The organism is Pseudogemmobacter faecipullorum, assembly GCF_020539525.1.
GTDB classification, from domain to species: Bacteria; Pseudomonadota; Alphaproteobacteria; order Rhodobacterales; family Rhodobacteraceae; genus Pseudogemmobacter; species Pseudogemmobacter faecipullorum.
Genome location: NZ_JACDXX010000001.1, coordinates 230,077 through 248,281, shown reverse-complemented (window position 1 = coordinate 248,281; position 18,205 = coordinate 230,077). Strand labels below are relative to the sequence as shown.

Annotated in this window: 14 protein-coding genes; 4 read left to right on the top strand and 10 right to left on the bottom strand. The window is 65.6% G+C overall.

What is annotated here, in order from left to right:
- Positions 1 to 76: 76 nt before the first annotated feature.
- From H0485_RS01080 to H0485_RS01040, 9 genes are all read right to left on the bottom strand, one after another.
- Entirely contained in the window at positions 77 to 964 is an 888-nt protein-coding gene (locus tag H0485_RS01080) for a DMT family transporter (protein WP_226933473.1), read from the bottom strand.
- Between the two features lie 76 nt (positions 965 to 1,040).
- A complete protein-coding gene (locus H0485_RS01075; RefSeq protein ID WP_226933472.1) occupies positions 1,041 to 2,219 on the bottom strand; it encodes a DNA recombination protein RmuC in 1,179 nt (392 codons plus the stop codon).
- Positions 2,216 to 4,135 (bottom strand): DNA mismatch repair endonuclease MutL, encoded by a 1,920-nt coding sequence (gene mutL, locus H0485_RS01070; RefSeq protein ID WP_226933471.1) that lies wholly within the window; start codon positions 4,133 to 4,135, stop codon positions 2,216 to 2,218. Before mutL ends, H0485_RS01075 begins: the two co-directional genes overlap by 4 nt.
- A gap of 120 nt (positions 4,136 to 4,255) precedes the next feature.
- Positions 4,256 to 5,569, bottom strand: coding sequence for a M16 family metallopeptidase (locus H0485_RS01065; RefSeq protein ID WP_226933470.1), 1,314 nt, complete (start codon positions 5,567 to 5,569; stop codon positions 4,256 to 4,258).
- The gene (locus H0485_RS01060) at positions 5,566 to 7,017 is read right to left on the bottom strand and encodes a M16 family metallopeptidase (protein ID WP_226933469.1); all 1,452 of its coding nucleotides are present in this window, start codon (positions 7,015 to 7,017) and stop codon (positions 5,566 to 5,568) included. Before H0485_RS01060 ends, H0485_RS01065 begins: the two co-directional genes overlap by 4 nt.
- 88 nt (positions 7,018 to 7,105) lie before the next feature.
- A complete protein-coding gene (locus H0485_RS01055) occupies positions 7,106 to 7,690 on the bottom strand; it encodes a DUF3035 domain-containing protein (protein ID WP_226933468.1) in 585 nt (194 codons plus the stop codon).
- Positions 7,691 to 7,821: 131 nt separating this feature from the next.
- Entirely contained in the window at positions 7,822 to 8,301 is a 480-nt protein-coding gene (gene lspA / locus H0485_RS01050; RefSeq protein WP_226933651.1) for a signal peptidase II, read from the bottom strand.
- A gap of 1 nt (position 8,302) precedes the next feature.
- Entirely contained in the window at positions 8,303 to 9,916 is a 1,614-nt protein-coding gene (purH, locus tag H0485_RS01045) for a bifunctional phosphoribosylaminoimidazolecarboxamide formyltransferase/IMP cyclohydrolase (RefSeq protein WP_226933467.1), read from the bottom strand.
- Positions 9,917 to 9,935: 19 nt separating this feature from the next.
- Positions 9,936 to 11,660 (bottom strand): heparinase II/III family protein, encoded by a 1,725-nt coding sequence (locus H0485_RS01040; RefSeq protein WP_226933466.1) that lies wholly within the window; start codon positions 11,658 to 11,660, stop codon positions 9,936 to 9,938.
- Between the two features lie 245 nt (positions 11,661 to 11,905).
- Between H0485_RS01040 and H0485_RS01035 the strand changes: the two genes are divergently transcribed.
- Genes H0485_RS01035 through H0485_RS01025 form a run of 3 tightly spaced genes read left to right on the top strand, consistent with a single transcriptional unit; the run spans position 11,906 to position 15,422 of the window.
- Complete coding sequence (locus H0485_RS01035; protein WP_226933465.1) at positions 11,906 to 12,853, top strand: hypothetical protein; 948 nt, start codon at positions 11,906 to 11,908, stop codon at positions 12,851 to 12,853.
- A gap of 11 nt (positions 12,854 to 12,864) precedes the next feature.
- Entirely contained in the window at positions 12,865 to 14,589 is a 1,725-nt protein-coding gene (locus tag H0485_RS01030; RefSeq protein ID WP_226933464.1) for a hypothetical protein, read from the top strand.
- Entirely contained in the window at positions 14,583 to 15,422 is an 840-nt protein-coding gene (locus tag H0485_RS01025) for a glycosyltransferase (RefSeq protein WP_226933650.1), read from the top strand. Before H0485_RS01030 ends, H0485_RS01025 begins: the two co-directional genes overlap by 7 nt.
- Here H0485_RS01025 and H0485_RS01020 read toward each other — a convergent pair.
- Positions 15,419 to 16,666, bottom strand: coding sequence for a glycosyltransferase (locus H0485_RS01020; protein WP_226933463.1), 1,248 nt, complete (start codon positions 16,664 to 16,666; stop codon positions 15,419 to 15,421). The genes H0485_RS01025 and H0485_RS01020 overlap by 4 nt on opposite strands.
- Positions 16,667 to 16,850: 184 nt before the next feature.
- Here H0485_RS01020 and H0485_RS01015 point away from each other — a divergent pair, with 184 nt between their 5' ends.
- Positions 16,851 to 18,194 (top strand): oligosaccharide flippase family protein, encoded by a 1,344-nt coding sequence (locus H0485_RS01015; RefSeq protein ID WP_226933462.1) that lies wholly within the window; start codon positions 16,851 to 16,853, stop codon positions 18,192 to 18,194.
- Positions 18,195 to 18,205: the final 11 nt, after the last annotated feature.

Sequence of the window (18,205 nt, the reverse complement as noted above, 5' to 3'; positions counted from 1 at the left end):
CCATGGCCCCGGGTTTACTGAAGCGCGCCTGTGGCGGCAATGGCCAATGGCTGCTGGCCGGTGTCACCGGGCGCGATCAGGATAGCTTTGCCTGCTGTGCGCGGATCCGCTGCCGCCAGAGGGTGAACAGACCCGCCCCGACCACGATCACTGCACCGATCAGCACATTGATCCGCAAGGCCTCGCCAAACAGCACCAGCCCGAGGATCGCCACCATCGGCAGCTGGAAATAGGCGAAGGGCTGAATTTCCGAGGCTTCGGCCAGATCATAGGCGCGGATCAGCATCCAGTGGCTGAGGATCGAGGTGCCGCAAAGCGCGGCCATCAGCGCCATATCCATCGGCACCATGCTCTGCCAGTTGGCCAGCCCGAAGGGGGTAATGGCCAGCGCACCGACGGTGCCGGTCCAGAAGAAGCTGACCTCGGCACTGTCATCGCGTGAGACATAGCGTGTCAGCAGACTGTAGAGCGCGAACATCGCGGCCGCGAGGAAGGGGAACATGGCCCAGAGGCTGAAGACGCCGCTGCCGGGCTGCAGGATCACCATCACGCCGATAAAGCCGGTCAGCACCGCGAGCCAGCGCCGCCAGCCGACCTTCTCGCCCAGCACCGGGCCGGAGAGAATGGTGACCAGCAGCGGGTAGACGATGAAGACCGCATGGGTCTCGATCAGGCCGAGTTTGACATAGGCATAGATCATCACCCAGATTTCGCCGACCAGCAGCAGCCCGCGCAGGATCTGCAGCCAGGGATGGCGGCTGCGGGTCGCGGCTTTCAGACCGCCGGGCGCGCGGGCAGCGAGGGCGATCACAAAGGCGGCAAAGACCCAGTAGCGGATCATGGTCACCATATAGCTGTTCACGGCGGCGCCGAGATGGCGCGAGATGGCATCCTGGACCGAGAAGATCGCACAGGCGGCGATCATCAGGAAAATACCGAATCTGGTGTTCTGGGGCGTGCTCATAATGTGATTGCGCTAGCATGGAGGGGGACATTGCAACAGGGGTGCAAAGGGACGCACCCTCGCTGCGGCGCGGGAGTTACAGCGGCGCCGGATTGCCCAGCACGCCCGCAGGGGCCGGGCCCGCCGCTGCAGCCTCTGGTGCCAGCTCCTCAAAATCGAAATTATCCAGCCGTCCGGCGCGTTTGCGGGCCTTATCCGAGGAAATGCGGATCTCTTCGATATCTTTCGCCGCCTGGTGGAAATGACGGTCGAGATTTTCGACCCTCGTACCCAGCCGGTCGATATCGGCATAGAGCATCGACAGCTCTTTGCGGATTGCGCCCGCCTGTTCGCGCATTCTGGCGTCTTTCAGCACGGCGCGCATGGTGTTCAGCGTTGCCATGCAGGTGGTGGGCGAGACGATCCAGACCCTGGCGGCAAAGCCCTCGCGCACCACTTCGGGGAAGTTTGCGTGCAATTCGGCATAGACGGCTTCCGAGGGCAGGAACATCAGCGCCCCTTCGGCAGTTTCGCCCTCAAGGATATAGCGCTCGGCAATGGCGCGGATATGGCCGCGCAGTGCTGTGCGCAGTAGCTGCGCCGCTTCCTGGGTTTCGCGTGGCGTGGTGGCGCGGCGCAAAGCCTCATAGGCCTCGAGCGGGAATTTGGCGTCGATGGCGATCGGCCCGGGCGGTTTTGGCAGATGCACCAGGCAATCCGCGCGCCGCCCGTTTGAGAGCGTCGCCTGCATCGTATAGCTGTCGCGCGGCAAAGCCTTTTGCACGATGTCATGCAGCTGGATCTCACCAAAGGCACCGCGGGTCTGTTTGTTGGAAAGAATATCCTGCAATGACAGCACATTGCCCGAGAGTTTCTCGATCTTTTCCTGGGCGCGGTCGATGGTTTCCAGCCGCTCATGCAAAGCGCCGAGGCTGCGGGCGGTACGGCTGGCCGAGCCATGCAGCGTCTCATGCATCTGGCGCTGCACATCGGCCAGCCGGTTTTCCATCAGCTGCAGCATCGCGGCCTGAGAGGCGGCCTGCAGCTCAGAGACATGGCTCAGCCCGCCTGCCAGCCTTTCCTGGCCCTCGGACAGGCTCTGCACCCGGTGGCTCATCCAGCTGAGTTCGCGAAGCAGCGGCTGGCTGGCCCGGGCCGAGCTTCTGGCGGCGCGCAATGTCAGTATCAGCATCAGCAGCAGTGCGAAAAGCACAGTGCCGCTCAGCAGCACCTCGGGCGCAGTCCAGGCATAGCTCTGACCGAAGAGGCTGATCATCTGCGCCCGAACAGCCGTTCAATATCGTGCAGTTTCAGCTCGACCCAGGTCGGGCGGCCATGGTTGCACTGGCCCGAATTCGGCGTGACCTCCATTTCGCGCAGCAGCGCATTCATTTCCTCGGGCCGCATCTGCCGCCCCGAGCGCACCGAGCCATGACAGGCCATGCGCGACAGAACCGCATCGATCCGCGCCCTGGTCAGGGCGCTGGCACCCTGATCGGCCAGCTCATCGAGAATATCGCGCAACAGGCCCGCGCCATCCACGGTGCCGAGGATGGCCGGGGTCTCGGTAATGGCGACCGCGCCGCCGCCAAAGGCCTCAATCACCAGCCCGGCCTCGGCGAGGCTATCGGCGGCTGAAAGCACCAGGCTGGCATCCGAGGGCGAAAGGCTGACGATTTCGGGGATCAGCAAGGCCTGGCGGGCGATGCCGCGCCCGGCCATCTGCGTCTTCAGCCGCTCATAGACCAGCCGCTCATGCGCGGCATGCTGATCGACAATGACGAGGCCATCCTTCGTCTGGGCGACGATCCAGTTTTCATGCAGCTGCGCGCGCGCAGCGCCGAGCGGGAAATCAGCCAGGGCAGCGGGCGTTTCCGGCGCAGTGGGGGCGGGGGCGAAAGGCGCAGGCTCACCCGGCATGGCAAAGCGCGCTGCCGGGGCCTCGGCAAAGCCCGGGGCCGGGGGGGAGGTCGGGGCATGGAAAGGGGCCGGGGTCTGGAAAGAGGTTTGGGCCTCAGATGCGGCGGGGGCCTGTAGGGCCATGGCTTCGGCCAGGCTGGCCTGCGAGGGGCGGTGCGGCAGATCGAAACCGGGGCGGAAGGCGCGCAGGGTCTCGGCCCCGACCGTGGTCGAGGCGCGGTGGCCTGCCCCGGACAGCGCCGAGCGCAGCGCGGTGATGATCAGCGACCGCGCCGCATCGGGCTCGCGGAAGCGCACTTCGGATTTGGCCGGATGCACGTTCACATCGACCCGCTCGGGATCGACCTGCAGGTTCAGCACCGCCGCCGGATGGCGGTCGCGCGACAGAACGTCGAAATAGGCAGCGCGTAAAGCGCCAAGCAGCAGCCGGTCCTGGACCGGGCGGCCATTCACGAACAGATATTGCTGGGTCGAGGAGCCGCGCGAATAGGTCGGCAGCGCCGCATAGCCGATCAGGCCCAGCCCGTCGCGGGCGGCGTCGATCTGCATCGCATTGCCGGTAAATTCCGCGCCCAGCAGCCTGGTCAGCCTGCCGTGCAAAGCATCGAAGAAATCACCGTTTTCCGGATCCAGCCGCAACAGATTCCGGCTGCTGTCCTCGCTGACCTCGGTCAAAGTGAAACCGATCTGCGGCTCGGCCATGGCGAGGCGCCGGATCACCTCATGAATGGCCTGGGCCTCGGCCCGGTCGGTGCGCATGAATTTCAGCCGCGCCGGGGTGGCATGGAACAGATCGCGCAGCTCAACCACCGTGCCCTTTGTCAGCGCGGCGGGTCGCGGCGCCTCAATCTGGCCGCCTGAACAGCTGATCTGCGCCGCCTCATGCCCCGGCGCGCGCGAGGTGATGCTCAGCCGCCCCACCGCGCCGAGCGAGGGCAGGGCCTCGCCCCGGAAGCCGAAGGAGCGGATATTGAGCAGATCGGAACCATCGATCTTTGATGTGGCATGGCGGGCCAGCGCCAGCGGCAGCTCTTCCGGGCTCATGCCGCAGCCGTCGTCTGTGACGCGGATCAGGGTCTTGCCGCCATCCTGATAGTCAACCCGGATCCGCGAGGCCCCGGCATCAATGGCATTCTCGACCAGCTCTTTGACCGCCGAGGCCGGGCGTTCAACCACCTCACCGGCGGCGATGCGATTGATGGCAGCCTCATCCAGCTGCCGGATAAGCGGGCGGCCCTCGGCCCCCGTGATCCTGGGTACATATTGGCTCATGCCGCCAGATTTAGCAGAGCCCCCCGAGTCGGGGAAGGCTGTTCTGCACTTGTTCCTGCCGTGGCAAACCGCCGGGCCGCGCCTGCAGGGCAGAGGGCGGCCCGGGCGGCTCTCCGCCCATCAGGGGCTGGCCGTGATGCCTTCGGGGCGGCCAACGATGACGAACTGCAGATCCCCGGCACGAAACAGCTCACGCGCTACCCGCTTCACATCCGCCATAGTCACCGCCTCGACCCTGGCATTGCGGGTATTGGGGTAATCAATCGGCAGGCCCTGCATCTGCATGCCCACCAGCAGCGAGGCGATGGGCGCATTGCCCTCAAAGCGCAGCGGATAGGCCCCGGTCAGATAGGTCTTCGCATCGGTCAGCTCGCGTTCGGTAATGCCCTCATCGGCGATCCTCGCCCATTCATGGCGCACCACCGCCACCGCCTCGGCCACCTTGTCATTCGAGGCCGAGAACTGCCCCATCAGCGCCTCGGCATGATCCATGCCGATCAGCCAGGAACCGATGCCATAGGTCAGGCCGCGCTTGTCACGCACTTCGGTCATCAGCCGGGCCGAGAACCGGCCGCCGCCCAGAACCTCGTTGAGGATATAGGCGGCGAAGAAATCGGGATCCTCCTGGGAGATGCCTTTCTGGCCAAAGGTCACCACCGATTGCGGCGAGGGGAAATCGACCAGTGTCACCCCTGGCGGCAGGGTCCAGGGCGCAGGCCCGGGCTGGGGCGCACCCTTTTCAGGCAGATCGCCGAGCAGACGGTCGATGATAAGCCCCAGCTCCTCGCCGGTAATATCCCCGGCGGCGGCAATATAGACCTGATCGCGCGCCATGCTGACCCGATGCGCGGCGATCATATCCTCGCGCGTCAGGGCCGAGACCGATGCAATCGTGCCTTTTGAGCTGCTGGCATAGGGGTGATCGCCATAGGCCAGCGCATCAAAGCGGTCGCCGGCAATGGCGGAAGGGTCTTTCTGATCGCCGCGCAGCCCGACCAGCACCTGTTCGCGCACCCGTGCCACGGCATCTTCGTCAAAGCGCGGCTGCGTCAGCGCCAGCGCCAGCAGATCCACCGCCTGATCGCGGTTCTCGCTGAGAAAACGCGCCGAGACCGCAACCGCATCGGCCGAGGCATTGAAACTATAGGAGGCGGCCAGATCATCGCGGGCCTCGGCAAAGCCCTGGCTGTCGAGATCGCCAGCGCCTTCCTCGATCAGCCCCGACATCAGATAGATCGCGCCACGCTTGCCATTCGCATCCAGCGAGGTGCCGCCGCGAAAGCGGATTTCCAGCGCGGTGAAGGGGATATTGTGATCCTCAACCAGCCAGGCGGTCAGCCCGCCCGGGCTGGTGATTGCGCGGATCGGGATATCGGCCCTGGCCAGACCGGGCAGAAGCAGCGCGGCGGCGGTCAGAAAAGCACGGAAAATCATGGCTCGGCTCCAGTCTGATCCGGAAGGGACTGCCCGGCGGGCGCGGCCTCTGCGGCTTGGGCTGGCCGCTCCAGCCAGCCGGTCACGGCATTGCGCCGGTCGAGCACCTCATGGGCGACGGCCATCACCTCTTCGATGGTGATGCTGTCGAGCACGGCGGTAAAGCCGCGGATATCCTCGATGCCAAGGCCGATCGACAATTCGGCGCCGTAGCGGCGCGCCAGGCCATGGGCATCATCGCGGGCATAGATTTCGGCAGCCCGGATCCGGGTGCGGATCCGCTCGAATGCTGCCGGATCCGGGCCATCGATCAGGAATTTCGCGATCACCTCGTCCATGGCGGCCTCGGCCTCGCCCAGGCTTACGCCAGGGGCCGGCACGACATAGAGGCCGAAGGTGCCGTCATCAATCGTCTCGCCATCATAAAAGGCCGAGGACCAGATCGCGATCTGGCTGTCAAACTGCAAAGCGCGGGCCAGAACCGAGGTCTGGCCGCTGCCGCCAAGCAGCTGCGCCAGGATCGCCAGCGCCGCTGCCTTGCGCTGATCGCCGGGATTGCGTTCAGGCGCGATATAGCTGCGGTAGACATAGGGATCCGAGACCCGCTCATCGGCATAGGTCAGGCGCCGCTCGCTCAGATGCGGCGGTTCCTGGGGGCGCAGCCGCGGGGTGATCCCTTCCGAGGGGCGGATCGGGCCGTAATATTTTTCGGCCAGCACGCGGACCTGATCCGGGGTCACATCGCCGGCGATCACCAGGATCGCATTATTCGGCGCATAATATTTCTCATACCAGGCGAGGGCATCGGCGCGCGTCAGCCCGGCGATCTCATGGCGCCAGCCGATGATCGGCACGCCGTAGCGATGGTTCATAAACTGCGCCGCCCGCATCTGCTCGCCCAGCAGCGCGCCGGGATCGCTGTCGGTGCGCTGGGCGCGCTCTTCCAGGATCACCTGACGTTCGGTCAGCACCACCGGCTCATCGATCTTCAGGCCGCGCATCCGGTCGGCCTCCATCTCCATCACCAGCTCCAGCCGGTCGGCGGCGATGCGCTGGAAATAGGCGGTGTAATCCCAGGAGGTGAAGGCATTGTCATCACCGCCATGATCCTCAACCGTGGCCGAGAACCGGCCTGCCGGAACCTTGTCGGTGCCCTTAAACATCAGATGTTCGAGGAAATGCGCGATGCCGGATTTTCCGGCAGGCTCATCTGCCGCCCCGGCGCGGTACCAGATCATCTGCACCACGACCGGCGCGCGGTGATCCTCAATCACCACCACCTCCAGCCCGTTCTCAAGGGTGAAATTGCTGACCGCTTCGGCATGGGCGGCAAAGGCCCCGAGGGCCTGAGCAAGCGGGGTGATCAGCAGCAGCGCAGCGGTAAGCCGCGCCGCAAGGCCGCGTGTCACCTTAGGGACAGGCCAGGCAACGGGGTTCAGCAGGGACATAGATCCTCCGACAGGCTGTTCGGGCGCTTGCAGCGCCAGAGGGGCCCCGCCTGAGGCGGCAGCACCCGGCGCTCCCCGGTCTTTCTGATCAGGGAGCGGTTTTTCTGGCTTTTTTCCGGGCGGCTTTAGCCTCGGCCTCTTTGTCATAGCCGCGTGGCGGCGCAGAGGGGGTCAAAAGACCGCGAGCCCGCCAGTATTCGATCTCGGACTGCTGATCGAGCGACTGTTTCTCATAGGCCGAATAATAGGAATTATTGCCAAACAGACGGTCAAACACCCGGCCCGGACGTTTCTGACGATAGGTCAGATCATCTGCGGCCAGCTGACCACGGATGCCGCTTTCGGTGCCAAAGCGCCCGGTATGGCCGGCAATGGCAGCATCGGCCGCCGGAATGCCGCCGCCGGCGCCCGGCTTGCCACCAAGCGCGATCACCGCATCATCGAGCGGGCGCTGATCGGTGCGGTTTGAGCCGCCAGGCGTGGGCGGGGGCAGATCATTCAGCGCGCCCGGCATTTCCAGCGCTTTGGGCGGCAGAATGGCGAATTCATCGGGGCCGTCTTTTGAGCGCAGCCGCATCAGATCCGTGCGGTCGCCCTCGAGGGGCGGACTGCAGGCGGCGACAACAAGGGTCAACGCCAGCGCAACAGCACTCCGGCCTGTTTTTGCCTGCATTCTCGTCCCCGGCCTTTTGCTTCGCGTCTGCTCTGACATCTGTATTAGCCTATGAGATTGCTCACGTCACGGGTGTTTGGCGCAGGAATTCCCGACCGGAGGTGGCCCGGGCGGGAATCCGGCGCCCGGGTTCAGGCTTTCTGCGGCCCCGCGCCCTTGCCGGTGAACAGCACCAGCCCGGCGGCACCGGCAAAAATCGCAATATCCGCAACATTGAAAGCATAGGGGTTTTCAAAGCCGCAGCAGGACATGTTCAGGAAATCGGCCACGGCTCCGTACCAGAGCCGGTCGATCACATTGCCGAGGGCACCGCCGACCAGCAATCCGGCCGAGATCTGGGCCCAGCGTCCCGGCGCGGTTTTGCGCACCCAGAGCCAGACCCAGGCCGAGATCACCAGCGAGACGACAATGATCCCCCAGCGGATGGCTTCGGTCTGGCCGGCAAAGAGGCCAAAGTTGATGCCCTGATTCCAGGCCATGCGGAAGGTCAGGAAGGGCGGCCAGATATCCATCTGGCCGCGATTGATCAGGTCTAGCCCCTGCACCACTGCGATTTTAGACGCCTGGTCGAGGCCGAAAGTGGTCAGAGCGGTAAGGGCTGCGATCCGCATATCAGTGCCGGAAGTGACGCTGGCCGGTGAAGACCATGGCAAGGCCGAGGCGGTCTGCCGCATCGATCACATCCTGGTCTTTCATCGAGCCGCCGGGCTGGATGATGGCCTTGACGCCATTCGCCGCCAGGACCTCGATCCCGTCAGCGAAGGGGAAGAAAGCGTCCGATGCCGCCACCGAGCCAATGGCCGGGCTTTCAGAGAGGCCTTCATTCGTGGCAATCTCAGCAGCTTTGCGCGCGCCGATCATGGTGCTGTCAACGCGGCTCATCTGCCCGGCACCAATGCCGACGGTAGCGCCGTCTCTGACATAGACAATGGCGTTGGATTTGACATGTTTCGCGACTTTCCAGGCGAAGAGCAGGTCATTCAGCTCGGCCTCGGAAGGGGCGCGCTTCGTCACCACTTTCAGGCTTTCGCGGCTCACGCTGTCGATATCACTGTCCTGGACGAGGAAGCCGCCCGCAACCTGCCGGAAGGAGGTGGTGCCCTTTGCCGGATCGGCGAGGGAATCGGTGGTCAGCAGACGCAGGTTCTTTTTCGCCGCAAAGACCGCTTTGGCCTCCTCTGACGCGCCCGGGGCAATCACCACCTCGGTGAAAATTTTGACGATCTCTTCCGCCGTGGCTTTGTCGAGCGGCTGGTTCAGGGCCACAATACCGCCGAAAGCCGAGGTGGTGTCGCAGCGATAGGCGCGCTGATAGGCCTCAAGCAGGGTAGCACCTTCGCCGACGCCGCAGGGATTGGCATGTTTGATAATGGCGCAGGCCGGGCCTTTGCCGGCAAATTCCGAGACCAGCTCAAAGGCGGCATCGGTATCATTGATATTGTTATAGGACAGCTCTTTGCCCTGCCATTGCTGCGCAGTGGCAACGCCGGGACGCGCCGAGCCATCGGTATAGAAAGCGGCTTTCTGATGCGGGTTCTCGCCATAGCGCAGGCCCTGGGCCAGTTTCCCGGCGAAGGAGCGGTAGCGCGGCGCCTCAACCTCCAGCGCTTTCGCCATCCAGGCCGAGACCGCCGTGTCATAGGCGGCGGTGCGGGAATAGGCGGTCAGGGCAAGGCGCTGGCGGAAGGCATAGGTCGTGCCGCCATTGGCCTCAACTTCGGCCAGAACTGCGGCGTAATCCTCGGTATCCGTCACGACGGCGACGAAAGCGTGGTTCTTGGCCGCGGCGCGGATCATCGCCGGTCCGCCGATGTCGATATTCTCGACCGAGGTGGCGTAATCGGCGCCTTTGGCCACGGTTTCCTCAAACGGGTAGAGGTTCACCACCAGCAGATCGATCTCGGCAATATTATGCTCGCGCACCGCCGCCTGGTGATCGGTATTGTCGCGCAGAGCCAGCAGGCCGCCATGCACCATCGGATGCAGCGTCTTGACGCGGCCATCCATCATTTCCGGGAAGCCGGTCAGTTCGGCCACATCGCGCACCGGCAGGCCTGCCTCGCGCAGGGCCTTTGCGGTGCCGCCGGTCGACAGCAGCTCCGTGCCCTTTTCATGCAGCGCACGGGCAAAATCCAGCAGTCCGGTTTTATCCGAGACCGAGATCAGCGCGCGGCGGATCGCAAGCGGCGATGTTGGGGCAGAGGATGAAGGGGCGGCGATAGACATTAGGCCTCCGGCTGGCTTGTCAGATAGGGACCGGCTCATCGCGGTCCAGGTCGCGGATTGCCAGCGGAGTATCCTGTGCTTTTGCCAAGGTCCAGCCGATCCTGGTCGCAAAGCCCCGTGCCTGGCAGGAAAGCACAATTTGCCGCGCCGGTCGTGGCTTCAGCCGGCCCTTTTCGAGATAGACCGAGGGTTCCAGCGCCAGCGAGGCGTAGCCATCATGGCGGAAAACCCAGATCTCACCCGAGCGCAGCTCTATCGAAACCGCAGAACCGCCCATGTCGAGGGTCGCATCGACATCGGGATGCAGATGAAAGCGGATGGCAAAAGCGATTCCGGCTGTGCCAGCCCGTTCCAGCTGGCTCTGCATCCGGGCCTGGCCCTCCTTGGTGCTGGCATAGAGGTCATCGGTGCCGCTCAGACGCCGCCCATCGGCGGAAAGCTGCAACTCGCGGCTGCAGATCAGGCCATGGCTCGCCTGCCAGCCGTCATGCGACAGCCGCACCAGCGCGCCATTCTCGCTTTCGAGATGCAGATCCGAGACGCGGGCGTAATCATCCAGCAGCCCTGATCCGGCAAGGCTGAAGCGCGAGGAGGACATGCCGCTGAGCGCGAGGGTGGAATGCGACTGGCTGGCCCGCCCCGCCAGGCCCCAGTCCGGGCCAAAGGGCAGGCCCGAGCCGCAGTTCACCACCAGAGGCCGCCGCCCCGAGGTCAGCTCAAAGGCGGCCGTTGAGGCATGGGCCTGGCGCGGCGCGCTTTGTGAGGGCGGATCGGCGGCATCAAGGATCAGCGAGCTGCGACCGGCCGAAAGCCGGGCAAAGCCCATGGCAAGGGTGATATGGCCGGGCGGCGGCTGCACCTGCGAGGCGGCCAGCGCCTGGTCAAGCCGCCCTTCGGCCCCGGTGCCACCACCATGAAACCGGGCCAGCCCGCCATCGGCATGGCGCAGGGCCCGCAGGCAGGGGGCGATCCGGTCAATCGCCTCGCTGAGTTCGGGGGGACAGGGCAGGTCCGCATCCTGGAGGCCAGACTTTGCCCAGGTGAGCAGGGTCAGGATTTCGAGCAGCTCTTCGGGGTTGCGGTTGGCAATCGCGCCGCTGTCGCTGATCTGATGTTCGCATTCAGCGGCAAGGCCGGTGATGGCGGCCTGGCTGTGGTGCTCCATCCCCCTGAGCGACAAAGCAGCATAAAGCAGGCCGATCAGCGCCTCAAACCGGGGCAGGCCGGGCCGCGCGGCATGGGCGCGCCGGGCGAGAAATCCGGTCTGCCGGGCAAGGGCGAGGAAGAAAGCATCCTGAGCTGGCTTATCCTCGCCCGAAAGCAGGAAGAGGCCATGATGGATCCAGCGGATCAGCCGCCGCCCGGTCAGGTCCGGGGTCCAGCCCGGCCCCTCGCCGGAGCTGTAGCGGCGGATCCAGGAACGGGTCCAGTCCTGGGCCAGCCTGCGGGCCGGGGCGGTGCCAAGCGCGGCCAGATCCTCAAGCCAGGCATAGCCCTGGGCCTCGGCGATGAAAGCGGGATCGGCAGAGGGAATATCCCAGATCTCAACCCCGGGGGCCTCGGCCAGATGACCGGCCAGCAGCAGATTGCCGGCAAGGATCTGTTTGCCCCGGGCATAGAGGCCGATCGAGCGCGGCTCGGGCGGTGCGATAAAGGCCGTCGCCCCGGGCACCCGGCGCGCGGCGCGGGCGGCATAGCGATTCGCCAGCCGCTCAAAGCGACCTGATCCGAAGACGCGTAACACGCTCGACTGCCCTTTCCGTCTGGCCCGGCTGTGCCCGGCTTCGTCACACTCCGGATTGTTGCCCCGAAGTCGGCTGACAGAATAGCGCCAGTCGCAGCGACTGTCATCAGACCCGGCGGTAACAATCGTCGCAAGCGGCACCGCAATCCGGCGCGACCTGGCGCTGAAAGGGGCGAAATTTTCAAAAGGCTGTGCTAAGGGCGGAAGCGCAAAGCGTGACACCGGCTTTACGGGGAGGGGGCAGGGTGAGACCAGGGATCTGGGCAGGACTGGTCTTGGGGCTGGTTGTGGTGGCAGCGGCGCTGGTGCTGCGCTCCTGGCGTGGGGCGGCCCCGGTGACAGGAGAGGCGCTCAGCGCGGCTGAGATCGCCCGCTATTATCCGCCCGCCATGCCTTCGGAGGGGGCGCTGCAGGTCTACCACCTTGGTCATTCGCTGGTCGGGCGCGATATGCCCGCCATGCTGGCCCAGCTGTCGGGCCATGGCTGGAACAGCCAGCTGGGCTGGGGCGCGAGCCTGAACCAGCATCTGCAGGGCGAGGTGCCCGGTTTTGCTGAAGAAAATACCAGCCCGGCCTTCCGCCCGGCGGGAGAGGCGATCGACAGTGCGGATTATCCGGTGGTGGTGCTGACCGAGATGGTCGATCTGGGCGATGCGATCCGCTACCACGACAGTGCGGCGGTGTTTCAGGCCTGGGTGACCCGCATCCGTGCGGCCCGGCCCGATGCCAGGATCTATCTCTATGAGACCTGGCATGACCGCGCGCTATCGGCTCAGCTGGCTGGCGGCTGGAGCGGGCGGATCCGCGCGGATCTTCCGGCGCTGTGGGAGGGGGTGCTCTTGCGCGCCACTTTGCAGGAGGGTGCCGGGCCGGTGCGGCTGATCCCGGGCGGACAGGTGATGCTGGCCTTTGAGGCTGCCGCCGCCAGGGGGGAGATCCCGGGCTATGGCAGCGCCGCGGATCTGTTCAGCGATCAGATCCATTTCAATGACAGCGGCGCCTATCTGATGGCGCTGACCCATTATGCGGTGATCCGGGGTCGCTCGCCCGAAGGTCTGCCCTTCGCGCTGAACCGCGCCGATGGCAGCCCGGCGAAAGCGCCTGAGGCCGCCGCCGCCCTCGCCATGCAGCGGCTGGTCTGGCAGGTGGTGACCTCGCTGCCGCTGACCGGTGTCAGCGCCGGGCCAGGCTGAGGGAGAGCGGGATGCGGTTCAGCACAGCCCTGAAAACACTCATCCTGGCGCTGGGCCTCATCCTGCCGGTTGCGGCACCGGGGCAGGAAAGCGGGACACCGGCAGCGGCAGCGGGTTTTGCAAAGATCAGCAATCCAGACCTCGGCTTTGGTCTGATGGGGGTGCATGACTGGTCGCCCGAACAGCCCTTCCTTGATGTGATGAAAACCGCCCGGCCCTGGATCGGCCATCGCCCCGGCGAATGGGGCGGTATGGATGAGGCGGGGCTGCGCGCCGCAGGGGTGCTCGATGACGAGGGCTGGCCCCGGCGCATCCCGGAAGGGCTTGGCTCGATCGGTACTTTGTTCCTGACCGATCTGCCCGGGGGGGCGGTGGATATGGCGGGGCGCTATCTGGTGCTCTGGGAGGGGCAGGGCCAGATTGAGATGCATGGCGCGGCCCGTGATATTGCCCCCGAAGCCGGTGGGCTTGGCTTCAGCTACAGTCCGGGTGAGGGCATGGTTGATTTCCGCATCACCGCGATTGATGCGCAGGATCCGATCCGCCGTATCCGGGTGGTAAAGGCCGCTCGCGCCGATTTGCTGGCCCAGGGCGAGATCTTTAATCCTGATTTCCTTGCCCGGATGGAAGGTACGAAACTGCTGCGCTTCATGGACTGGATGGCGACCAATAATGCGCGCCTCAGCGCGCCGCAGGACCGGCCCCTGGCCTCGGACTATACCTGGGCGGGCGAGGCCGGAGTGCCGCTGGAAGTGGCGATCAGCCTTGCCAACCGGCTGCAGGCCGATCCCTGGATCACGGTGCCGCATCTGGCCTCGGATGCGCTGGTGCGCGAGATGGCGGCGGTGGTGGCACGCGATCTGGATCCGGAGCTGAAACTCTGGGCGGAATTCTCGAATGAGGTCTGGAACTGGCAGTTTGACCAGGCGCGCTGGGCCGATGAACAGGCAAAGGCGCGCTGGGGCGAGGGCGGGGCCTGGGTCAGTTATTACGCTTTGCGCGCCGCCGAAGTGATGGCGCTCTGGTCTGAGGCTTTGCCCCCGGAGCGGCTGGTGCGGGTGATTGCCACCCAGACCGGCTGGCGCGGGCTGGAGGAGCAGATCCTCGACCCAGAACCGATCCGCAAGGAGGGGGGGGCGCCGCCCTATGAGAGCTTTGATGCCTATGCCATCACCGGCTATTTTCAGGGCAAGCTGGGCTATGAGGATCGTGATGCGCTGATCCGGTCCTGGCTGGCGCAGTCACGGGCAGAAGCAAGGGATCAGGCCGGGGCGCTGGGCCTGACCGGCGCCCCGCTCGAGGCCTGGGTGAGCCGGCATGGCTTTGCTCTGGCGGGTGAACTGGCGGAGAGCGAGCTGCGCGACGGCGCGCTTTCCGGTGAATTTGAGGAAAGCCTCGGCTTTGTGACCGGCACTTTATTCCCCTATCATGCCCGGGTGGCAGCCGGGCATGACCTCGCGCTGGTGATGTATGAGGGCGGCACCCATGTCACGCCGATCGGTCCGGTGATGGAGGATGCTGAAATGGTTCAGTTCTTCACCGAGCTGAACTATTCGCCCGGGATGGGCAGGCTTTACACCGAATTGCTCGAGGGCTGGAAAGCGGTCTCCGATGCGCCTTTCCTGCATTACGGCAGCGTCTTTACCCCTGGGAAATATGGCAGCTGGGGGGCTTTGCGCCATCTCTCGGATGATAACCCGCGCTGGCAGGCGCTGATCGGTTGCAGCCCATGCTGAGCCAGCCGCCGCTGCTGAGCGTGATCATTCCGGCCTCGAATGAGGAGGCCTGGATTGAGGCCTGCCTCAGCGCGGTCTTTGCCTCGGACCCGCTGCCAGGGGCGGCGCGGGGCGAGGTGATCCTGGTGGCCAATGGCTGCCAGGACCGCACGGCTGACAGGGCCAGGGCGATGCGGCCACCGCCGGGCTGGGATCTGCGGGTGACCGAGCGGGCCGAAGGCTCAAAACCTGGGGCGCTTAATGCCGGAGACAGTATGGCCCGGGGGGCGATACGGGCCTGTCTCGACGCGGATTGCGTGGTCTCAGCCGGGGTGATGGCGGGGCTTTGCACGGCACTTTCCCCGGCGCGCGCGCTTTATGCCGGGGCCAGGCCCGTGGTGCCGCGCCCGGCTTCGGCGGTGACAAGGGCCTATGCGACATTCTGGCAAAGCCTGCCCTTCGCCCGCTCCGTCGCGCCGGGCTACGGGCTTTACGCGGTCAATAGGGCAGGCCGGGCCCGCTGGGGGGATTTTCCGGATCTGATTTCAGACGATACTTTCGTGCGGCTGCAGTTCACCCCGCAGGAGCGGGTGCAGATTGCCGCGCCCTATGACTGGCCGATGGCCGAGGGCTTCCGGGCGCTGGTCAGGGTGCGCAGGCGTCAGGATCGCGGCGTGCGCGAGCTGGAGGCTTTGTATCCGGGGATTCTGGCGCGCGAGGACAAGCCGCCGCTCGGCAAGGCCGGACTTCTGGCCCTGATCCTGCGCGCGCCGCATGGCTTTCTGGCCTATGCTGCGGTGGCGCTGGCGGTGCGGCTGGGGCGCGGCCCGCAGGGCTTTACCCGCGGCCGCTAGTGTGCATCTTCACCAGGGGCGGGCATGGCCATCGAGAGCCGGAACAGGGTGGCAAGCTTGCTGGCCTCGGTGTCGATATCATGCTCGCGCAGCACCGCCTGCCGCGCGTCCCGGCCCATCCGTTCCAGCACTTCGGTCGGTACGGCGGCGAAATTGCGGATAGCTTCGGCCAGCGCCGCCGCATCCCCTGCCGGCACCAGCCAGCCGGTGCCAGGGGTCACCAGTTCGGGCACCCCGGCGATGGCGCTGGCAATGGCGGGCCGCCCGGAGGCGAAAGCCTCCATGATCACCATGGGCAGGCCCTCGGCGAAAGAGGGCAGGACCAGCGCATGGCTGCGCGCCAGCTCGCTGCGGACCCCTGCCTCATCCAGCCAGCCGGTCAGCGTCACCCGCTCCCCCAGCCCGAGAGCGGCAATCCGTGCCTCAATGGCCGGGCGCAGCTCGCCCTCACCGATCAGGGTCAGATGCAGGCCGGGCAAAGCCGTGGCAACCATCGCCATGGCATCGATCAGCAGGGGAAAGCCCTTCTGCTCGGACAGCCTGCCAATCGCTACCAGCCGGCGCGGCCCGGCGGGCATTGGCCCCGGTTCGGCAAAGCGCCAGGGCTCGATGCCGCAATGGATCACATGCAGGCGTGGCCAGTCCTCAAGCCGGGCCTGGCGGCACAGCTGCGAGCGGCCAAAAGCGGAAATCGCCACGGCAAAATCGGCGCCCTGCAGCTTTTCCGCCAGCGAATGCGCCCTGACCGCGTCGAATTCCTCGGGGCCATGGGTGGTGAAGGAATAGCCCAAGCCGCCAATGACGGCCGCCAGCATGGCGACGGTGGTGGAATTGGTGCCGAAATGGGCATGGATATGCGGCATCCGCAGCTCATGGCAGCGCCGCGCCACCTCGGCCGCTTCCAGCCAGTAGACCAGATGGCGCAGCCGCCCGCCGGTGCCCGGCGCCCCGCCCGCGCCGCGCCCGCCGCAGGCCAGGGCCAGGCGTAAAGCCGCCAAAGCCGCTCGCGGGCGGCGCAGGGCAAAGGGCAGGGCGGTCTTTGCCAGGCCCGGAAGGCCGCGTTTGAGCAGATGCTCGGTCCGCCCGTCTTCGGCCAGATCGGCCGGATCACTCAGGCGTTCGCGGCCGGAGCGCATGGCAAAGCGCTGCACAGTCCAGCCAGACCGCTCCAGCGCGAGGATCTCACGCCGGATGAAAGTCTGCGATGGCAGAGGATAGGTGTTGACCAGATAGGCGATTTTCATGAAACGAAAGCTGGTGCTCCGGTGGCAGCCGGCAGAGGATCCGCGCGGCTGGGCTGTGATGCAAGCGCAAAGCCTGAAAATCACAGGTTCGGTTCCGCTTCGTGACATTCCGGTGCCGCAGGAGATGCCGGACTGCATCTTCAGGTTGCACTGTGGTAAGCGTGGCCCGGAGAGGGAGAGTAGCATGTCGGCTGAGCGGAGCCAGGGATTATTCCGGCGCGCCCTCGGGGGCGGGGTGGTGGTGGCGGGCTGCTATGCCGCCTCGCAATTCGTCCGGCTGGCCTCGAACCTGATCCTGACCCGGCTGCTTTACCCCGAAGCCTTTGGCATCATGGCGCTGGTCTTCGTCGTTTTGCAGGGGCTGCAGCTGTTTTCCGATGTGGGCATCGGCCCGGCGATCATGCGCTCGCCCCGGGGCGATGATCCGCGCTTCCTGAACACCGCCTGGACGATCAATGTCTTACGTGGAGCCATCCTGTGGCTGCTGGCCTGTGCGCTGGCCTGGCCGGTTTCGCGGTTCTACGCCGTGCCGGAGCTGGCCTGGCTGGTGCCGGTCGGGGCGCTGTCGCTGCTGATCGGCGGTTTCTGGCCCACCAAGATCGATACGGCGCACCGCCATCTGCTGCTGGTGCGGGTGACGCTGCTCGAGCTGGCGGGCCAGGTGCTTGGCATTGGGATCATGATTGCCGTGGCGCTGGCCACCGGCTCAATCTGGGCGCTGGTGGCGGGAAGCCTTGCCACCGCCCTGATCAATCTCCTGTTCAGTCTTCTGTTTCTGCCCGGGCGCGGCAACCGCTTTGAATGGGACAGCGAGGCCGCGCGCGAACTGGTGCATTTCGGCAAATGGATCATGATCTCGACCGCCTGCGGCTTCCTGCTGACCCAGGGCGATAAAATCATCCTCGGCGTCTGGCTGAGCATGACCGAGCTTGGCCATTATAATATCGGCTGGTTTCTCGCCTCATTCCCGGCACTGATGGCGGGGGTGGTGGTGGGGCGGATCATGATGCCGCTCTACCGCGACCACCCGCCAGGCAGCAGCGCTGCGGGGGATCTGAAAATGCAGAAGCTGCGGCTGCTTTTGTCGCTGGTCACATTGTCGATGCTGACGGTGCTGGCTTTGTTCGGCGATCCTTTGGCGAAACTGCTCTATGATGCGCGCTATGCGGATGTCGGCGTGATCATGACCGGGGTGGCGCTGGCGCAGATGCCGCTGGTGCTGGGTATGACCTATGATCAGGCGGCGCTGGCAGCAGGCGACGGACGCGGATTTTTCCTGCTGCAGGCGGCGCGGGCGGGGCTGCAGACAACCGCGCTGCTGATCGGCACCTGGGCCGGTGGCCTTGGCGGGGCGCTGGCCGGCCTTTGCTGCGCCCTGATACTGGCGCATTTTTGCGTCATTCTGCTGGCAAAGCGGCATCGCGCCTGGGACCGGCGGCATGATCTGACGGCTGGTGGACTGGCCGCTGTGCTGATGCTCACACTTGTTTTCCTGCGCTGGCCGGGCCTGGTAAGTCTGTGGCGCTGACGAGCGGAGCG

What these genes read in the sequence shown, in the direction of transcription:
- lspA (WP_226933651.1), bottom strand. Translation starts at nt 8,301, where the DNA reads ATGCGGATCGCAGCCCTTACCGCTCTGACCACTTTCGGCCTCGACCAG.
- H0485_RS01030 (WP_226933464.1), top strand. Translation starts at nt 12,865, where the DNA reads ATGCGGTTCAGCACAGCCCTGAAAACACTCATCCTGGCGCTGGGCCTC.
- H0485_RS01025 (WP_226933650.1), top strand. Translation starts at nt 14,583, where the DNA reads ATGCTGAGCCAGCCGCCGCTGCTGAGCGTGATCATTCCGGCCTCGAAT.
- H0485_RS01055 (WP_226933468.1), bottom strand. Translation starts at nt 7,690, where the DNA reads ATGCAGGCAAAAACAGGCCGGAGTGCTGTTGCGCTGGCGTTGACCCTT.
- H0485_RS01020 (WP_226933463.1), bottom strand. Translation starts at nt 16,666, where the DNA reads ATGAAAATCGCCTATCTGGTCAACACCTATCCTCTGCCATCGCAGACT.
- H0485_RS01060 (WP_226933469.1), bottom strand. Translation starts at nt 7,017, where the DNA reads ATGTCCCTGCTGAACCCCGTTGCCTGGCCTGTCCCTAAGGTGACACGC.
- H0485_RS01015 (WP_226933462.1), top strand. Translation starts at nt 16,851, where the DNA reads ATGTCGGCTGAGCGGAGCCAGGGATTATTCCGGCGCGCCCTCGGGGGC.
- H0485_RS01075 (WP_226933472.1), bottom strand. Translation starts at nt 2,219, where the DNA reads ATGATCAGCCTCTTCGGTCAGAGCTATGCCTGGACTGCGCCCGAGGTG.
- H0485_RS01065 (WP_226933470.1), bottom strand. Translation starts at nt 5,569, where the DNA reads ATGATTTTCCGTGCTTTTCTGACCGCCGCCGCGCTGCTTCTGCCCGGT.
- H0485_RS01080 (WP_226933473.1), bottom strand. Translation starts at nt 964, where the DNA reads ATGAGCACGCCCCAGAACACCAGATTCGGTATTTTCCTGATGATCGCC.
- mutL (WP_226933471.1), bottom strand. Translation starts at nt 4,135, where the DNA reads ATGAGCCAATATGTACCCAGGATCACGGGGGCCGAGGGCCGCCCGCTT.
- purH (WP_226933467.1), bottom strand. Translation starts at nt 9,916, where the DNA reads ATGTCTATCGCCGCCCCTTCATCCTCTGCCCCAACATCGCCGCTTGCG.